Annotated in this window: 14 protein-coding genes; 4 read left to right on the top strand and 10 right to left on the bottom strand. The window is 46.5% G+C overall.

Annotated elements, in window-relative coordinates; all coding sequences use genetic code 11:
- Positions 1 to 2 precede the first annotated feature (2 nt).
- Positions 3 to 1,256: a polysaccharide biosynthesis C-terminal domain-containing protein gene (locus J0M30_09410; protein MBN8667707.1), complete on the bottom strand. Its 1,254-nt coding sequence runs from the start codon at positions 1,254 to 1,256 to the stop codon at positions 3 to 5.
- Positions 1,257 to 1,389: 133 nt separating this feature from the next.
- Here J0M30_09410 and J0M30_09405 point away from each other — a divergent pair, with 133 nt between their 5' ends.
- The gene (locus J0M30_09405; protein ID MBN8667706.1) at positions 1,390 to 2,154 is read left to right on the top strand and encodes an FkbM family methyltransferase; all 765 of its coding nucleotides are present in this window, start codon (positions 1,390 to 1,392) and stop codon (positions 2,152 to 2,154) included.
- A 35-nt stretch (positions 2,155 to 2,189) separates the two neighbouring features.
- Positions 2,190 to 3,185 (top strand): transporter, encoded by a 996-nt coding sequence (locus J0M30_09400; protein MBN8667705.1) that lies wholly within the window; start codon positions 2,190 to 2,192, stop codon positions 3,183 to 3,185.
- Here J0M30_09400 and J0M30_09395 read toward each other — a convergent pair.
- The 6 genes from J0M30_09395 to J0M30_09370 form a co-directional block, all read right to left on the bottom strand.
- Complete coding sequence (locus J0M30_09395; GenBank protein ID MBN8667704.1) at positions 3,148 to 3,516, bottom strand: hypothetical protein; 369 nt, start codon at positions 3,514 to 3,516, stop codon at positions 3,148 to 3,150. The two genes, J0M30_09400 and J0M30_09395, sit on opposite strands and share 38 nt — an antisense overlap.
- 51 nt (positions 3,517 to 3,567) lie before the next feature.
- Complete coding sequence (locus tag J0M30_09390; GenBank protein MBN8667703.1) at positions 3,568 to 4,329, bottom strand: triose-phosphate isomerase; 762 nt, start codon at positions 4,327 to 4,329, stop codon at positions 3,568 to 3,570.
- Positions 4,330 to 4,338: 9 nt separating this feature from the next.
- Complete coding sequence (locus tag J0M30_09385) at positions 4,339 to 5,520, bottom strand: hypothetical protein (GenBank protein MBN8667702.1); 1,182 nt, start codon at positions 5,518 to 5,520, stop codon at positions 4,339 to 4,341.
- 109 nt (positions 5,521 to 5,629) lie between these two features.
- The gene (locus J0M30_09380; GenBank protein ID MBN8667701.1) at positions 5,630 to 5,881 is read right to left on the bottom strand and encodes a type B 50S ribosomal protein L31; all 252 of its coding nucleotides are present in this window, start codon (positions 5,879 to 5,881) and stop codon (positions 5,630 to 5,632) included.
- Between the two features lie 187 nt (positions 5,882 to 6,068).
- On the bottom strand, positions 6,069 to 6,560 hold the full coding sequence (locus J0M30_09375) for a YajQ family cyclic di-GMP-binding protein (GenBank protein ID MBN8667700.1): 492 nt from the start codon (positions 6,558 to 6,560) through the stop codon (positions 6,069 to 6,071).
- 168 nt (positions 6,561 to 6,728) lie between these two features.
- Positions 6,729 to 9,221, bottom strand: coding sequence for a TonB-dependent receptor (locus J0M30_09370; GenBank protein ID MBN8667699.1), 2,493 nt, complete (start codon positions 9,219 to 9,221; stop codon positions 6,729 to 6,731).
- Between the two features lie 507 nt (positions 9,222 to 9,728).
- Here J0M30_09370 and J0M30_09365 point away from each other — a divergent pair.
- Both J0M30_09365 and pgi read left to right on the top strand, forming a co-directional pair.
- Complete coding sequence (locus J0M30_09365) at positions 9,729 to 10,730, top strand: aminotransferase class I/II-fold pyridoxal phosphate-dependent enzyme (GenBank protein ID MBN8667698.1); 1,002 nt, start codon at positions 9,729 to 9,731, stop codon at positions 10,728 to 10,730.
- A 26-nt stretch (positions 10,731 to 10,756) separates the two neighbouring features.
- Positions 10,757 to 12,412: a glucose-6-phosphate isomerase gene (gene pgi / locus J0M30_09360; GenBank protein MBN8667697.1), complete on the top strand. Its 1,656-nt coding sequence runs from the start codon at positions 10,757 to 10,759 to the stop codon at positions 12,410 to 12,412.
- On the opposite strand, the gene J0M30_09355 is transcribed toward pgi, so the two are convergent.
- The 3 genes from J0M30_09355 to J0M30_09345 form a co-directional block, all read right to left on the bottom strand.
- Positions 12,413 to 14,518, bottom strand: a complete 2,106-nt coding sequence (locus J0M30_09355; protein MBN8667696.1) for a matrixin family metalloprotease — start codon at positions 14,516 to 14,518, stop codon at positions 12,413 to 12,415.
- Between the two features lie 86 nt (positions 14,519 to 14,604).
- Complete coding sequence (locus J0M30_09350) at positions 14,605 to 15,057, bottom strand: DUF3276 family protein (protein MBN8667695.1); 453 nt, start codon at positions 15,055 to 15,057, stop codon at positions 14,605 to 14,607.
- Between the two features lie 82 nt (positions 15,058 to 15,139).
- Entirely contained in the window at positions 15,140 to 16,975 is a 1,836-nt protein-coding gene (locus J0M30_09345; GenBank protein MBN8667694.1) for an ABC transporter ATP-binding protein, read from the bottom strand.
- Between the last annotated feature and the right edge of the window lie 87 nt (positions 16,976 to 17,062).

Raw genomic sequence — 17,062 nt, 5'->3', positions numbered from 1 at the left:
AATCAGTCTTTGGAACGCCAATACGACAGGTGATCTATTCCGGTCCGGGCTTTAAATCGCAGCATAAAATACAACGTCGTGAGCGAATACGCAAGGGTATTGGCTAAAGCAGCTCCTATTGCTCCCCACCGGGGAATTAACAGGGCGTCGGCCAGGGTGATCAGGACAAGACAGATCAGTGAGCCGGTAAGGTTAACCTTTAATTGCCCCATTGCCGAAAACCAGGCGGCCAGGAGGAGGGTCAGTCCAAAGAAATAGTAACCGGGAATCATCCAGAGCAAGGCTTTCCAGCCGGGCATAAAGGAAGCCGGCATCAGATATTGATAGATGAGCCAGGCTGTAAAAGGTACCAGGAGTAATAAGATGGCATTCCACCGCATCAGGAACCGGGGATAGGTCATAAAACCGGAGGTAGTCAACGCTCCTTCTTTCTTTGAAAGTGCGGGGATCAACAAAGCTGCCAGGATATTGGGAACAACCCACAAAAGCTGCGCAAAGCGGTTTGCCTGCGCATAAACACCCACTCCCCCCTCGCCCTGGTAATGGTCAATGAACCAATAATCGATCCGATAGGCCAGAAACTGAATTCCATTGGTGATGAAGACCAGGAAGGAAAATTGAAACAGAGAACGTATCTCGCTGGCTGAAAGTCGGCCAGGCCGAATGCCGGGTACCGAAAAATGAAAGGCGACCATAAGGCTGAGTCCCTGGATAAACGTAAAGCCGGCAAATAAAGAAAAAGGATCCTCTACCCGAACACCCAATCCCTGGACAGAGAAGGCTAAAAAAAGAGCAAATACAAAGGAGATGATGGCGAGTATCTGGTTGGCCCGAACAGCCTGATGGGAGGAGTAGAAGAGCGAGCCCCATTTTTCCAAAAGCACCAATCCCACAAAATATAATGTTTCGGGCCACAAATAAGTTTGTCCACTACCTCTTGCCAACAGGGTTTTATCCCATACCTGCAAACTGGTCCATTCCCCTAACCCAAATAAAAGCAGTTGAAAAAGCCCAGTCAGGGTAACAAAAGAATACCCCGCACGGGGATTCAATTTTTCTCCGGCCCAATGCCAAACCAGCGCTGCATCCGTTCCTAACCCGGAAAAAATGAGTAGGATGGCTGCATTTACGATCATCAGGGAAAGGGAACCAAAGATGGCCGTACCCGAAATTGCGGCAATCAGCAGACTGACCAAAAAACTCAGTCCCATGAAAATGATCCGGTAAATGCTTCCTTTGAACAGGTCGGCTTTCAAACAAATGGTTTTGGGCAAATAAACTATAAATTTACGGATACCTAACGCATGTCCCCGGATGATCTTTTGGTTGATTCAATTTTATATACGCCATTTTCGGTTTCCCCATCGGGGGTTAAAGTATTTTCTGCGAATGTTGCGTTTTTTAAAAATGGATCAACGTCTGTTTGAAAAGAAATTACCACAGGGGTTTTGCATGTTGCTTTCCCCTTTTGAACACCAGCAACAACAGCTACTTTGGTATGGATCATACGATGCTCATATCACCCGCTATCTTGAAAAAAACCTGAAAGCCGGGGAAACTTTTTTGGATATCGGGGCCAATATAGGTTACTACTCGCTTGTGGCGGGATCCATTGACCCAGGTATCCGGGTCATCGCCTTCGAACCCGTACGATCCAACTTTGACAAGTTAAAAGCGCATTTGGGAAAAAACAGGTTAGGGCAGGCAGATGCTTATCCGTTTGCCGTAGGCAGTACAAGAGGTAAAGTCACGATTTTTCATGCTGGGCCTGATAACGAAGGAATGTCCGCTCTCTATCCACCCGAAAACCATAGGGGTAGCCAGGAAGAGGTGGAGATGATCGATTTGGATTCCTGGGAACTGACCAGATCGCTTCAAAAAATAGATCTTATCAAGATTGATACGGAAGGAAATGAGAAAGAGGTGTTGAGGGGCATGAAGGAATTGATCAAAAAGCACCGCCCCCGGATCATCCTCGAATGTAATCCGGAAACGCTGGTACGTTTTGGTGAAACGCCCGCAACTTTATTGAAAGAGTGTGAAGGATTGGGATATACCGTCTTTAACCTGACCAGTGGAAGCAATGAAGCCCTTTCTTCCGCCTCCTTATCCAACCTTGCGGTGGACTTTTTGTTAATGCCCCTTAACTTGTAATCAGTTCACCATCCCTAAACCTGCTAAACTGTGATATGGCCTTATTCAAAAGAAATAAAGTCCTGAAAGAAGACCCTGCCACCGGTCTGGGTAATAATGGCAATACGGTGGGCACCCGGTATTATCGTAAAGATGGTTCCGCGAATGTGCACAAGCGGGGGTTGAAATTATTGGACCGGTTTAGCTGGTACCATACCATGTTGGAAATGCCCCGATGGAAATTCTGGTTATCGATACTGCTCGTTTTCATTCTCATCAACACCATTTTCGCCAGTATATATCTGTGGATCGGTAAGGAGGATATGGCAGGAATGGAAAAGGGCCCGTTCTGGATTCAATTTTCAGAGGCATTCTTTTTCAGTGCCCAAACCTTTACCACTGTTGGCTATGGCCGGTTAAACCCGGTTGGATTTTGGTCTGGTCTGGTGGCTTCCTTTGAAGCGTTTTTGGGGTTACTGAGTTTTGCCCTGGCCACTGGTTTATTATACGGACGTTTCTCTCATCCGCAGGCCTTTTTACGGTTCAGTGAAAAGGCACTCATTGCGCCGTACAAGGACGGACGAGGATTGATGATACGTCTTTCTCCCTATAAGAACAATCACCTTACCGATGTGGAGGTAAAGCTTACACTGGGCTTGCGGTTTATTGAAGAGGGCAAACCGGTCAACCGGTTTTATCCACTCGGAGTTGAACTTGCGCAGATCAATACGTTATTTCTGAATTGGACGATCGTTCACGCCATCAATGAAAAAAGTGCCTTATATCAACTAAGCGCCGAGGAATTGCGTAATCTCAAAGCGGAATTAATCGTATTTGTCAAAGCCTTTGATGAAACTTTTTCCAATACCGTGGTGGCGCGAACATCCTACGCGGCGGATGAATTTCTTTTTGGACACCGTTTTCTTTCAATGTATCATCAGTCGGAAGATGGAGAATCCACCATACTCGAATTAGACCTGCTAAATGCAACAGAGGAAGTCGCGTTACCACTCGTTATACCGCCTTCAACTGAATATAATCCTGGCGGTTAACATAAAATACATAGAGGAAATATATAACGGGCAGAAAGCAGATGATCTTAAAAAAAAGAAGCCCCACCCCTATTCCCAGTAAATAAAACAAGGCGATATACAGAAAGCCGAAAAATAATTGCACATCATCTATGGCGCATACCACATGGAAATAATAGGTATGAAGATGATGATAGACCAATTCTACGGGTTTGGTATGATGAAACCCGTCGGAGATGACCACATGGGGATTATTTTCTCCCAATGTGATCACCACCGGCTGGTTATTCGTGAGGGGATATATTTCTTTACCGTTAACCACGGCTCTGATCTTTAAAAAGCTCAGGAGCATCTGGTTCTTTCGGGTTATGACGATATGGTATGGCTTACCGATAACGGTGGTTTATTTCAAAGCTTTGATGATCGCAATAAAATCGCTCGCTACCAGGGAGGCGCCGCCCACCAATCCACCATCCACATCGGGACTGGCAAATAGTTCCGCCGCATTATTGGCTTTTACACTTCCTCCGTAGAGGATGGGTATGGTATTGGCAATGTCCTGTCCGTACTGGTCTGCCAATACAGAACGCAGATAAGCATGCATTTCTTGTGCCTGTGCGGTAGTGGCGGTTTTACCTGTTCCAATGGCCCAGATCGGCTCATAGGCGATCACGAGGGTTTTAACTTTTTCTGCTGGCAGATGGTAAAGGGATTCACGGAGTTGGGTGGCCACAAATTCATTCTGGCTTCCCTGTTCCCGGATGGACAAAGGTTCACCACAACAAAAGATCGGGGTTAATCCATTTTCGAGACAGAGGTCCACTTTTTCGGCCAACATCTGGTGACTTTCCTGGAAGTACTCACGGCGTTCGCTATGACCCAGAACACAATAGCCTACACCTACCGATTTGATCATCTCGGCAGCGATTTCGCCGGTATAGGCACCGGATTTCTTATTGTAACAATTTTGCGCGGAAGCATGGTAGTGCTTATGCCCTGATAATTTCTTTTGCGCCAGAGTAAGATAAAGAGAAGGTACTGCAAATACCGCCTCCTGATGGTCGGCCAGGGTAATTCCAGCAGCCAGTATATCATCCAATAACTGCTCGCCTTGTTGATAGGTCAGGTTCATTTTCCAGTTTGCGGCTGCGATTTGTTTCCTCATACGGTTCATTTAGTATTTATGGTATATGGTATGTAAAATGGATTCCTCCGTCATGGATAGCAATTGTCCTTTCATTTTTTTCCAGGCCCTGATATCATCCAATGCTTTTTCGAGGCGGTAGCGGTTCAGTCCGTCGGAGCCCCAGGCAAAGGAAGGAATATACTTTGGTGTGAGTCCATTCCCGTATACATTACAGGAAACCCCGATGACGGTGCCGGTATTGATACTGGTATTAATGGCTGTGCGGGAATAGTCACCCATAAAGACCCCGCATTTATTTCCCGCTTCTATCTCTCCTTTCCTGGTCCATACCCGTACAGTACCGGCATTATTCTTTATGTTGCTATTGGTCGTTCCAGCTCCCCAGTTGCACCATTCTCCCAATACAGAATCACCCAGATAGCCATCATGGGCTTTGTTGCTATGCCCAAAGATCACGCTATTCTTAATCTCCCCTCCTACCACGCAGCCAGGTCCAATGGTGGTGGCTCCATAGATCCGGGTGCCCATTTTCACTACTGATCCTTCACCGATCGAAACAGGTCCGCGGATTAGCGAACCCTCCATTACCAAGGCATTTTTCCCAATATAAACAGGCCCATCGGTGGCATTGATCACAGCATGCTCCACCCTGGCTCCCTTCTCCACAAATACATTCTGCGCTTTGGTTACTTTGTTGGTCCTCGACAGGGGTTGTGATTTTCTCCGCCCCTTGAGAAGCTTCCAATCTTCCATCAGGGCTGTGGCATTCAAACGGGTGATATCCCAGGGAAAACGAATGGTTGGCACTTCATTTCTGATCACCACCGCCTTTTTCATTTTTACCTGATTCGGCTTTACAATTTCCTTGACTGAAAATCGGAACACTATGCCTGCATCCCCATTCAGGGACAGGAATTCCCCATTCTTTAATTTTTTAATGGCATTAACCAATTCAGGGGTTGGAAGCAGGTTACCATGTACCATGTAGATGACACCCGCCCCTAAATCCTTGTCAATACGAACGGCCCGGTCAAGGTCTTTGTAATCGTCTTCAAACTTGTCGTAAGATACAGCCCCCAACAGGCGCTCCCATTTTTCGCGGATGGTGAGTATGCCGATACGAATGTCCTGAATCTGCCGGGTGAGGGTAAAGGGGTAAAGGTCTTCCGGCTGGCAAAATTCTTCGGTGAAAATGATCCGTTCAGGCATCGGGTAAAGCTACTGAATTATATAAAACAAAAACCCCCTCGTCGAAACGAAGGGATTAAAGTATAGCCATGAAAAACAAAAAATGTTTTCGTAATCGAAAATTACGTCATTATTTTTTCTTCTCATATTTCTTCTTGAACTTGTCGATACGACCAGCCGTATCCACCAACATGTTCTTACCGGTGAAGAAGGGGTGTGAGGTATTTGAGATCTCCAGTTTTACCAGAGGATACTCATTACCGTCTTCCCATTTTACGGTCTCTTTGGTGTGGGCTGTAGAACGGCTAAGAAAAGAATAACCGTTACTCATGTCTTTGAAAACTACGAACCGATAGCTATCGGGGTGGACACCTTTCTTCATAACTAATTGATTTAAAGGCCGCACGGATTTTGCCGTACTGATTAAAAGATTTTTTAGAGCCGCAAAGGTAGGGAAAGTTGGGAAGAATTCAAAGAATCGTGAGGCGTCAATCGTGAGTCGTGAATCGTGAGTCGTGAGAAACCTCGCGCGTCTCACGTCTCACGTCTCACGCCTCACGTCTCACGTCCTATGATCGCATATTCTCATACTGCAACGGCACCCCCAGCCCCCAGGTTTTGGAGGCCTGGATTACTTCCTGGAGGTCATCTATCTTTTTCCCGGTAACCCTTACCAGGTCGTCATTGATGGAGGCCTGGACCTTGAGACCAGATTCCTTGATCAGTTTGACTACTTTTTTGGCATCCTCCTGTTTCAGCCCGTTTCGAACGGTCACTTCCTTCTTCCACACTTTACCACTGGCATATCCTTCTTTCGAAAAGTCAAAGGCCTCAGGCACTATCCCTTGTTTGTGTGCCCGGCTGATCAACACATCGATCAACTGGCGCATTTTCATATCATCGTCTGTTTCCAGATTCAGTTTGTATTCTTTCTTATCCAGATTGATCACGAGGTGAGTGCCTTTGAAATCAAACCGGTTGCTGATCTCCTTAGACACTACATTGACGGCATTGTCAAGTGCCTGGGCATCTACTTTGGAAACGATATCGAATGACGGCATAGCTCAGGAGTTTTGGGTTAATAGGCACAAAAAAAATGTGCTGATGAAGATACTTATTCACCAGCACATTAACAAAATGACCTCTTTTCAAATCGCTCTATAACACTTCCTCACTTTTACTTATCACCTATCCCCTTTCCTGCCATCCCAAATCCTTAAATCATGGTCTCACTGCCCGGCCTTTACCCGGTTCTGCTCTTCATCTGCACCACCAATATTGCGGCGGGGAGAGTTGGAAGCTTTTCCTTTGCTAAAGCGATAGGTGAAGCCGATGGTGACCTGACGGGAACCTCTTACCTGCTGGAAGGAGGCGTCGATATCACTGTATTTGATCAATCCGTTTATTTTATTCGAATAGAGAATATCGCGACCAGATATACGCAGTGTGCCTTTGTTCTTCAACACCTGTTTGGAAATTCCGACATTCATCTGTCCAAAATTCTCGATCCGGAAAACACCTTCCACAAAAGGTGTGGTATAGAATCCACTGATCTCAGCAGACCAACCTTTTTCGAATTTGAACTGGTTGGAAACATTGATCCGTCCGGTGGTGTACCCAATGGAGATCGGATCTCCGTTGGCCTCTCCTTTATAAAGGTTATTGAATACATTGAGCCAAACATTCATGGTCCACCATTTCACTACCGGAATATTTCCTGATACGGAAATACCGAATTGTTTCAGGCTCGCGATATTCGATTTTTTCACCACGGTTTCATTCAAGGCGGTATTTTGCTCCAACACATCGGTAATGATATCGGTCGTATTGGTATAGTTCAGGGTGGTGGTAAAGGCCCCTTTGTAGGTATGGCTCAGTTCAATGTTGTGTGCAAATTGCGGTTTCAGGTTAGGGTTACCCTGCTCGAAGGTATATCGGTCCAGAAACAGAATAAAAGGGTTCAGGTCGCTATAGTCAGGGCGGTTGATCCTTCGGCCATAGTTCAGTACAAATGAATGCTTTTCACTGGCGGTATATTGAAGGTATAAGGTGGGGAATAGTTGGGTATAATCCCTGTCAAACGTAGAATCAAAGGGTACAAAACGGGCCTGGGTGGTATTGTAGACAAAACCTGAGGAGTGTCCGCTGGCTTGTGTGTTCTCCAGACGAAGCCCTAACTGGCCAGTCCACTTTTTACCCAGCGGGCGGCTATAGTTCACATAAGCGGCATTTACATTTTCATCATATATGAAGTGATTGCTCCGTCCGCTGTCCAGAATCGCCTGTTGATAGTAGATATTATCATACCGGGCATTGTTGTCGGTCTTGACAAAACTGGTTTTGATACCGGCTTCAAATTTGGCCCCGTTTTTCAGGGGTTTGGAGAAATCAGATTTAAAGGAGAATATATGAATGTCCTGGGGCAGATTACCCAACAGGGTATCAGGTTTGAAGGTCGGATTATCAAACGGGTCAAAGTAGGAATTGATCAGACGTTGGTCATTGCTACCATCATAGCCAATATAGTCTGCATCCATGGTCAATTCGGTTCCGGTAGAATCAAATACATGACGCATGTTGAGGTTGGCCCCAAAATTCTTCCAGGTCCTTTCGTTGGTGGTCACGGCATTGGTCTTACTCAGCAGGGTCCTGCTGGGATCAGAGATCAATACATGGCTCTTATTGGTAAAATTGCCCGGGTTATGGTATCCGTTCACAACAAAACCAAGGGTAGTTTTTTTGGTGATCGAATAATCCATTCCCAGTTTTGCACTGAGGGTACGGAAATCATCCCGCATACGAGATACCTGATCGTAATTCGAAACCACTTCTTTGGTCTGATCATCCATGAATTTTCGCTGGATGCTCAGTTTATTAAAATTGTTCCAGGTATTGTAACCGATATTGGTAAATACATTCACTTTATTCTTGCGGTAATTGAAGTTCAGTGAGCTGGAGGGGTTGGCATAGCGCTGTTGCATCCAACTGGCAGAAATACTCCCGCTATAACCTACCTGTTTGGTCTTTTTGGTTTTGATATTGATGATTCCCGCATTGCCAGCCGCATCGTATTTCGCAGGCGGGTTCGTCATGATCTCGATCTGATCGAGTTGGTTGCTGCTCATATTACGAAGCATATTAGCCAGATCAGCACCCGAAAGATAGGTCGGACGACCATCTATATAAACCATCACTCCTGCTTTACCTTTCAGGCTTATGTTCCCATCGCGGTCAACAGTAATACCAGGCGATTTTTCCAAAACTTCAAGGGCAGAGGTTCCCACGTTGGTTACAGAGGCTTCCACATTTACCACCATCCGGTCTATCTTCTGTTCAATAAAGGGCTTTCTGGAAACAACAGTGACCCCTAGCAAGGATTTTACCTCGGGCTCCAATTCGATCAAAGGCACGGCAAGTGCTCCCTGATCCTGGGAAATAGAAAATGGGGCCGAGAAGGCCTTTTGGTGACCAACAGCGGTAACCATCACCATATAATCACCTGCGCCAATTCCTTCAATCAGGTAGTTACCTTCCTTATCTGCCACCGTCATTTTAACTGCAGAACTGTCCTTGGCTTTCACCAACATGATCGTTGCAGACATCAGGGTCTTTTGTCCACCATCCTTAATGACACCGGTAATGCTGGTTTTACCCGAATTTTGGGCTGTAACTGAGGCTGTTAGCGTGAAAACAGCCAATAAAAGGGTTAAAATCTTTCTCATCTCAATTGGTTTTATATTCAGTACTTGTTTTAAATAATTACAGGACAAAAATAGGTACTATGTAATGCCAAGTATATTGTTTTGTAGTGAACGGTTAATTTTAAGGATGGGTGGCGGGAGTTGGATGTAGGTTTTTGGATGACAGATGACTGATGACGGATGACGGATGACAGATGACAGATGACTGATTGGACTATTCATTTGTTCTTTGGCTATATACATATAAGAAGGAATAGCGACTGCGTTGTGAAACAAGGGCTTCGGTTTGCCATACTCTCTCATCGGTCATCTGTCATCGGTCATCTGTCATCAGTCATCCGTCATCTGTCATCCGTCATCTGTCATCTGTCATCCGTCATCCAACCTCCCTCCTCCTTCCCCCACCACCTAAGACGCACCACTCCCACCCTGGTTACTTAATTCTACTTATTTAGGATAAAAGGCTCATAGGCAAGATGGATGGCTTTACTTAATTTCGCCCCTGATTTTCAATACCTCCACACCATGATCATAGATTACCGTTCCGACACAGTAACTAAGCCGACCCCGGGGATGCTTGAAGCCATGATGCAGGCAGCTGTTGGGGATGATGTATTTGGGGAAGATCCTTCCATCAACCAATTGGAGCAAAAAGCGGCGCGGATGTTTGGAATGGAAGCGGCATTATTTTGTCCTTCAGGCACAATGACCAATCAAATCGCGATCAAGTGTCATACCCACCCCGGTGATGAGGTGATTGTGGATGAGAATGCCCATGTTTATCAATATGAAGGCGGGGGCATTGCCTTTAACTCAGGGGCTTCTGTAAGGCTTCTGGCGGGTGACAGAGGCCGGATTACAGCAGAGGCAGTGGCAGCGGCCATCAACCCGGATGATGTCCATAAGGCCAGGACCAGTCTGGTTTGCCTGGAAAATACCTCCAACCGGGGTGGCGGCAGTTGTTATGCACTGGAGGATATTCGTCAAATTAAAAAGCAATGCAGTGCCCACGGTCTGGCGCTTCATCTTGACGGGGCCCGTTTATTTAATGCCCTGGTGGCAAAAGAGGAGACACCAATTCAGCATGGAGAAATATTTGACAGCATTTCAATCTGTCTAAGTAAAAGTCTGGGATGCCCGGTAGGCAGTCTATTACTTGGCCGGAATGATTTTATCAAAAAGGCGAGAAGAATCCGGAAGGTTTTTGGCGGGGGAATGCGGCAGGCTGGTTTCCTGGCGGCGGCAGGTATCTATGCCCTGGATCATCACGTGGAAAGGCTTTCAATCGACCACGCGCATGCCCGGGAAATTGAGGCGGCTCTTGCAACTAAGCCGTATGTAAAAAGAGTATTACCGGTTGAGACCAATATCATCATTTTTGAACTGGCTGATAATACGGCCCCGGCATTGGTAGCAAAATGGAAAGAAAAGGGAATCCTGGCCTATGCCATTGCCCCTAACCGGGTGCGACTTGTTGTTCATTTAGATATTACTCCGGAGATGGTAAACCGAACAATCGAGATCATATAAAAATATCAATCATAAATTTTTTGATCATGTTACCTAAGATTAACCCTGTATCCACAAACGCGTGGCAAAAACTGGAAGCCCATTTAGAAGAGACCCATACCCTGCAGATGCGTGACCTGTTCAAGGAAGATGCCAACAGGTTTAAAAAATATTCCCTTCAAAGCAAGGATATCCTGTTTGATTTTTCCAAGAACAGGATAACAGACAACACTTTGGAATTACTACAGGAGCTGGCAAGCGAATGCCGGGTAAAGGACGGGATCAATGCCATGTCTGCCGGTGAAAAAATCAATGAAACGGAAAACCGATCTGTATTACACGTGGCGCTCCGGAATTTTTCCGGGCAGCCCCTGTTCTCCGAGGGCCTGGATGTTATGCCGGGGGTAAAGAAAGTGTTACGCCAGATGAAAAATTTCTGCCAGGAGGTTCATTCAGGAAAAAGACGTGGTTACACCAATAAAAAGCTCAGGTATATTGTCAATATAGGAATTGGTGGCAGTGATCTTGGTCCGCTTATGGTAACCGAAGCCCTGAAACCTTACACGGTTGAAGGCATCGAGGTTTTCTTTGTCAGCAATGTAGATGGGACGCATATAGCCGAAACGCTTAAAAAGGTGGACCCGGAAAGAACACTCTTTCTGATCGCCTCAAAAACCTTTACAACCCAGGAAACAATGACCAATGCCCATACCGCACGTCAATGGTTCCTGAAAAAAGCAAAAAAGGAAAAACATATCGCCAAACATTTTGTGGCCCTTTCTACGAATGAGAAAGAAGTGGTGAAATTTGGGATAGATAGTGGAAACATGTTTCCGTTTTGGGATTGGGTAGGTGGCCGTTATTCCCTTTGGAGTGCAATAGGTTTGTCGATCGCATTGACCATTGGGTATAAAAACTTTGAAGAACTACTGAAAGGCGCCTATTTTGCCGATCAGCATTTTCGCGAAGAACCATTTGATAAGAATATACCGGTGATAATGGCGCTGCTCGGCATATGGTATACCAATTTCTATGGCGCTGAAACGGAAGCCATTCTTCCATACGATCAATACCTGCACCGTTTTGCCGCCTATTTTCAACAGGGGAATATGGAGAGCAATGGCAAAAGCGTAGACCGGAATGGAGAAGCGGTGGATTATTTTACCGGCCCGGTTATATGGGGTGAACCAGGTACCAACGGGCAACATGCCTTTTATCAATTGATCCACCAGGGAACGCTCCTGATCCCTTGTGACTTTATTGCCCCGGCACAATCACACAACCCGATCGGTGACCACCATGTCAAATTACTTTCCAACTTCTTTGCCCAAACCGAAGCGCTGATGAATGGCAAGACCGAAGAGGAAGCTGAACTTGAATTGGAAAAAGCAGGATTAAGCAATGAGGCCATTGCCCGGTTGTTACCCTTTAAGGTCTTTGAAGGTAACCGGCCAACAAACTCCTTCTTACTGAAAAAGATCACCCCATTTACCCTTGGGCAACTCATTGCTTTTTATGAACATAAAATATTTGTACAGGGAATCATCTGGAATATCTTCTCCTTTGACCAATGGGGTGTGGAACTTGGTAAGCAACTGGCCAATAAGATTCTTCCCGAGCTGGCTGATAAAAAGGCAGTAACCGCGCATGATTCATCAACCAACGGATTGATCAATCATTATAAAAAGTTGGCGGTAAAATAATTATTGGTGTACGATCTTGTTGGTGAATACTACAGCTCCGATCCTTGTCTGGAGAATGTACATTCCTTTTTGAAGGGTAGTTCCTGACAGATCAAGTGTAAAATTATCTCCCGCACTTTGTCTGCTGGAAAAAACCTTTGCTCCATTCAGGCCGATCAGTTCAAATTGAACTGGCTCCGTGGCCTGTTTAGCCAACCGGATATCAACAACGGAATTAAAGGGGTTATTCAATACCCATACTTGCTGGGTAGCGGAAGGATCACGCACCAGAATGGTTCGGCTGTACTCATAATGGCCATCTATATCGACCATCTTTAACCGGTAATAATTCAACTCATTAACCTGTCTGTCGATAAAGGAATAATCTCTGCGTTGTGTACTGGTACCTGCAGCCTGAATTTTGCCCAGGGTATAAAACCGGTTTCCGTCGGTTGATTTTTCCAATTCAAAGTGCAACGAATTCTGCTCTTGCAAGGTATTCCACAACAGGTCGATCTGCTGGCGGTTTTTTTGCCCGGTAAAGTCAAGTAAGGTTATGGGAAGGGTGCTACAGGAAGCCGCCGTCATGGGTGTTCCTGAGCCTGCGGGATTAAAACAGGTGGCTGCGGTGGAAAAGGCCATCTTGTCGTTCACGCCGCTGATTTCTGCCACTGAGGGGGTACGGTTTGCCACACCATTCGTAACTGCATAGTGCATTACTTCTCCCGGTGCTATTCGATGTCCGAGGCCAAGCGCATGTCCTAATTCGTGTACAGAAACGGATTCAAAATCAAATTCAGTTCCACCGGGCAACGCAGGGCCATATTCCCAGGTAAAGCCGGCCACTGGCGGGTCGGGCATGAATTGTACATCCACATCCGCCGTGTACCAAACGGTATTGGCCAGATTGCACAACCCGGTCGCAGAGCCGCTGAACTGTGAAGTAGCACGTCCAAGTACGCCCACCGGCAATGTAGCATCAAAGAACACCGCGTTCACCCCGTCATTTCCAACGGAAGCTGTTGCGGTTGTTCCTCCGCTTATAAAGTTCACACCACCATTACAGCGCCAGGTTTCCAGTGCGCGTTCAAACGCGGCTACGGCAGGTGCATTGGTGTTAAATGTAGTATTGTAAAGAAAGGTGTATCCACCGGAACCATTCAAATTTCGCAGGTAATACCGTTGCCGGGTGGTGGATCCAAATCCACTAAACGTACTATTGATATCCAGGTGAGAATAATCAATGGTCAGGTTTGTTGCGGAGGTAAAGGCCCCATTTACATTGATCGGCCCAGTACCTGCCCTTCTGGCTACTTTAACGGTAATGGAGGCATCGCTCCAGGATACGATATCCGAGGCTACGCCAGATGAAGTGAATGTAGCCCCTCCATCATCAGCGTTGGAAAAGAAGACGGTGCCGGCCGCGGCCCCAAAACCCGATCCCGTGATGGTGATGAAATCGGCCGGGTCAATGGTTCCGGCGTTGGTGGGGTTGGGAGAAAAAGAAGTAATGGCATCGATTCTTCCATTCAGGTTTGGTTGTGTCACATTCCGGGCATTGAACACTTCGCCATTGGGGCGACGAGCCCCCTCGCCGGTCATCCCCGCTATACGGGTAAACAGGGAGTTCTCTGTCTGCATCGGCTCGGCGATAATATCTGTATATACGTTTCCTCTGTTTGAGAGGGCACCCTGTCCATCCGCATAAGCTCTGGCCTGAAGAACACCAGGCTGACGGGCACGGATCGATTTATTATCCAGTCTTTCGTTATTAGCTTCAAGAAAGAATACATACTCCTGTCCGGGTTCTACCTGCAAAGAAGGATATACAATGGTTGCCCGGTCGCCGATCACCCCACCTTCTGTTATGAGGTAGACCTCGCTCATGTGCTGATGATTTTTAAGCCAGGCATTCACCTGAATCTTATTGCTGGTGTACACATTCCCCGTCTGGGGATCCAGGTAGGATTGTTTTTCCGTAACTGTACCGGCAATGATGAAGGCGGATTGATTCACCCTTTGTTCGAGGGAGACAGGATAGATGCCGCACTGGGCCAGTAGCGATGAGGAATTAAGTTGAAGGGCAATAAATGCCAGGGCAAAGCGAAGGTTTTTCAGTTTTTTCATGGATTAGCAAGGTGGTGTTTCTCCCACAAGGATAAAAAAAAACAGCCCCTGATGCAAGGGCTGTTTTACTATAAGTTTAGGTATTTTTACCATTTGTCCACTTCTTCCGAAGCGCCGTTATCACCTGTAACAGGTGTTTCGGCTTTGATTTCGGTTGGTTCCTCTGCAGCGCTCACCACAGTAGGTTCGCTGGCTACCACATCCATTTCCATTTCAGATCCATTCTCGCTTCCTTCTACCCCATCGATATTATCGTGGTTATAGGCATCAAAATCAAAACCGGGCATCAACTCCGTTTTCACATAATCTACGGCTTCGCCTAATGCTTTGATGAATTTATTGAAATCTTCTTTGTAGAGGAAGATCTTGTGCCGGTCGTAGCCATTATCATTGAAACGCTTTCGGCTTTCGGTGATGGTCAGATAATAATCATTCCCACGGGTGGAACGCACATCGAAGAAATAAGTTCTTCTTTTACCAGCTCGGATCCTCTTGCTGTAAATGCTTTCCATTTTGTTGTCATTGCTTTCGTACGCCACAGTTTGATTTTTTAGCAGTTAGTGATCACTTAATTTCAAGAAGTCACAAATATAAATATGTTTTTGAAACAGCCAAATTTACCTATGCCTCCTCCCCCTGGTCTTGCTGGCGGGCATATAGTTCGGCATAATAACCATCTTTTTCAAGGAGTTCTGCATGGGTTCCCTGTTCTATGATCCGCCCATCATCGAGTACGATGATGCGGTCAAACTGAAAAAGGGAGAATATCCGATGGGTAATGATGATGGCGGTCTTGTTGCGCAGGTAGTCATACAAATGACCAATGATCTCCTGTTCGGTCTTGGCATCCACGGCACTGAGGCAGTCATCAAAGATCATCAGTCCGGGATCTTTCACCAGGGCGCGGGCAATGGAAACCCGTTGTTTTTGCCCACCGCTAAGGGTCACGCCCCGTTCCCCCACTACGGTATCGTAACCTTCCGCGAGGGAAAGGATATCCGTATGAACCGAAGCCATTTTAGCCGCTTGCTCAATGGCGGTACGGTCTACCCCAGCCTGGCCAAAACGGATATTTTCTGCAATCGAATCACTAAAGAGGAACACATCCTGAGGTACATAACTGATCTGTTCACGCAGGTAGGAAAGATCCAGGGTTCGGACATCCAACCCATCATATTCCACAACACCAGAAGTTGGGTCATACATACGAAGGAGTAATTGAGCTACTGTGGACTTACCACTTCCTGTTCGTCCGACCAAAGCGATCTTCTCTCCTTTGCGGATATGGAGGTCGAATGATGAGAGTCCTTTGATACCGGTATGAGGATAAGTGAAGGAGACCTGGTTGAAACGGATGTCTCCGGCGATGGTATGTTTTACCGGCGTTTCCGGCTGTTGAATATCTGGTCGTGTATCCAGGAATTCATTGAGTCTTTTCTGCGATGCGGCCGCCCGTTGAATCATGGAGGCCGTCCAGCCAATGGCACTCACCGGAAATGTGAGCATATTGATGTACACCACAAATTCCACCAGGGCGGGCAGGTCGATCGTGCCGGTACCCCGGGCATAGTATAGTCCCCCGATAAAGATCGTCAGGAGGGTACTTAATCCGATCAACAGGGTAATTGACGGAAAATACAGGGCCTCAACTTTTGCGAGGCCGATGGCATTCTTTTTATATTCCTCGCTATTGGCATTGAAGAAGCCCAGCATGGCTTTTTCCTGTACGTAGGATTTAATCACCCGGATACCCGAATAGGACTCCTGCGCATTGGTGGTTAAACTGGCCAGGAGGGATTGGATCTTTTCACTTCGCCGGTTGATCACTGTATTGACAAAATAAATGGTAACGGCCAGAATGGGCAGTGGGGCCAGGACATACAGGGTTAGTTCGGCATTTCGCTTGAACATGAAAAAAACGCTAAGGGAGATCAGGGCTACCAGGTTGATCAGGTACATGACAGCGGGGCCGGTATACATCCGCACACGCGACACATCCTCGGCCATCCGGCTCATCAGGTCACCGGTGCTGTGGGTTTTAAAAAAGGCCGTATCCAATTTCTGGTAGTGACCATAAACTTCATTCTTCTGGTCAAATTCGATCAGGCGGCTCATCACGATAATGGTTTGCCGCATAAAGAACATGAACAACCCCCGTAACAAGGCCAGGAATAAAATGGTCAATCCGGATAAAAGAATTACCGTATAGATCTGATCCGCATTATTCCACCGGGTTTCCACCCAGTCGATGAATTGTCTTACCAGGATATCATAACGTGGTTGTTTCCTGGGTGGCTGATATCCCGGGATCCCTTTTTGAACAAAATCGATGATAAATCCCATGACCTGGGGGGCCAGTACTGCGAAATAGTTGGAAACAATAATAAAGAGGGCCCCGATCCCTAACCGGAACCGGTATTTCCAGAAATATTTATTGACCGCTTTGAGATGCCACATGTGGTGCAAAGGTAGGGAGGGAAGCCTGATGGCGGAACCTGGGGTTTATGCGAGAAACCAGAAGTTTAAATACGATGCTATTGCTCA

It is taken from the genome of Chitinophagales bacterium (assembly GCA_017303415.1).
Classification (GTDB): domain Bacteria; phylum Bacteroidota; class Bacteroidia; order Chitinophagales; family Chitinophagaceae; genus SpSt-398.
This window is presented reverse-complemented; position numbering and strand designations above follow the sequence as displayed.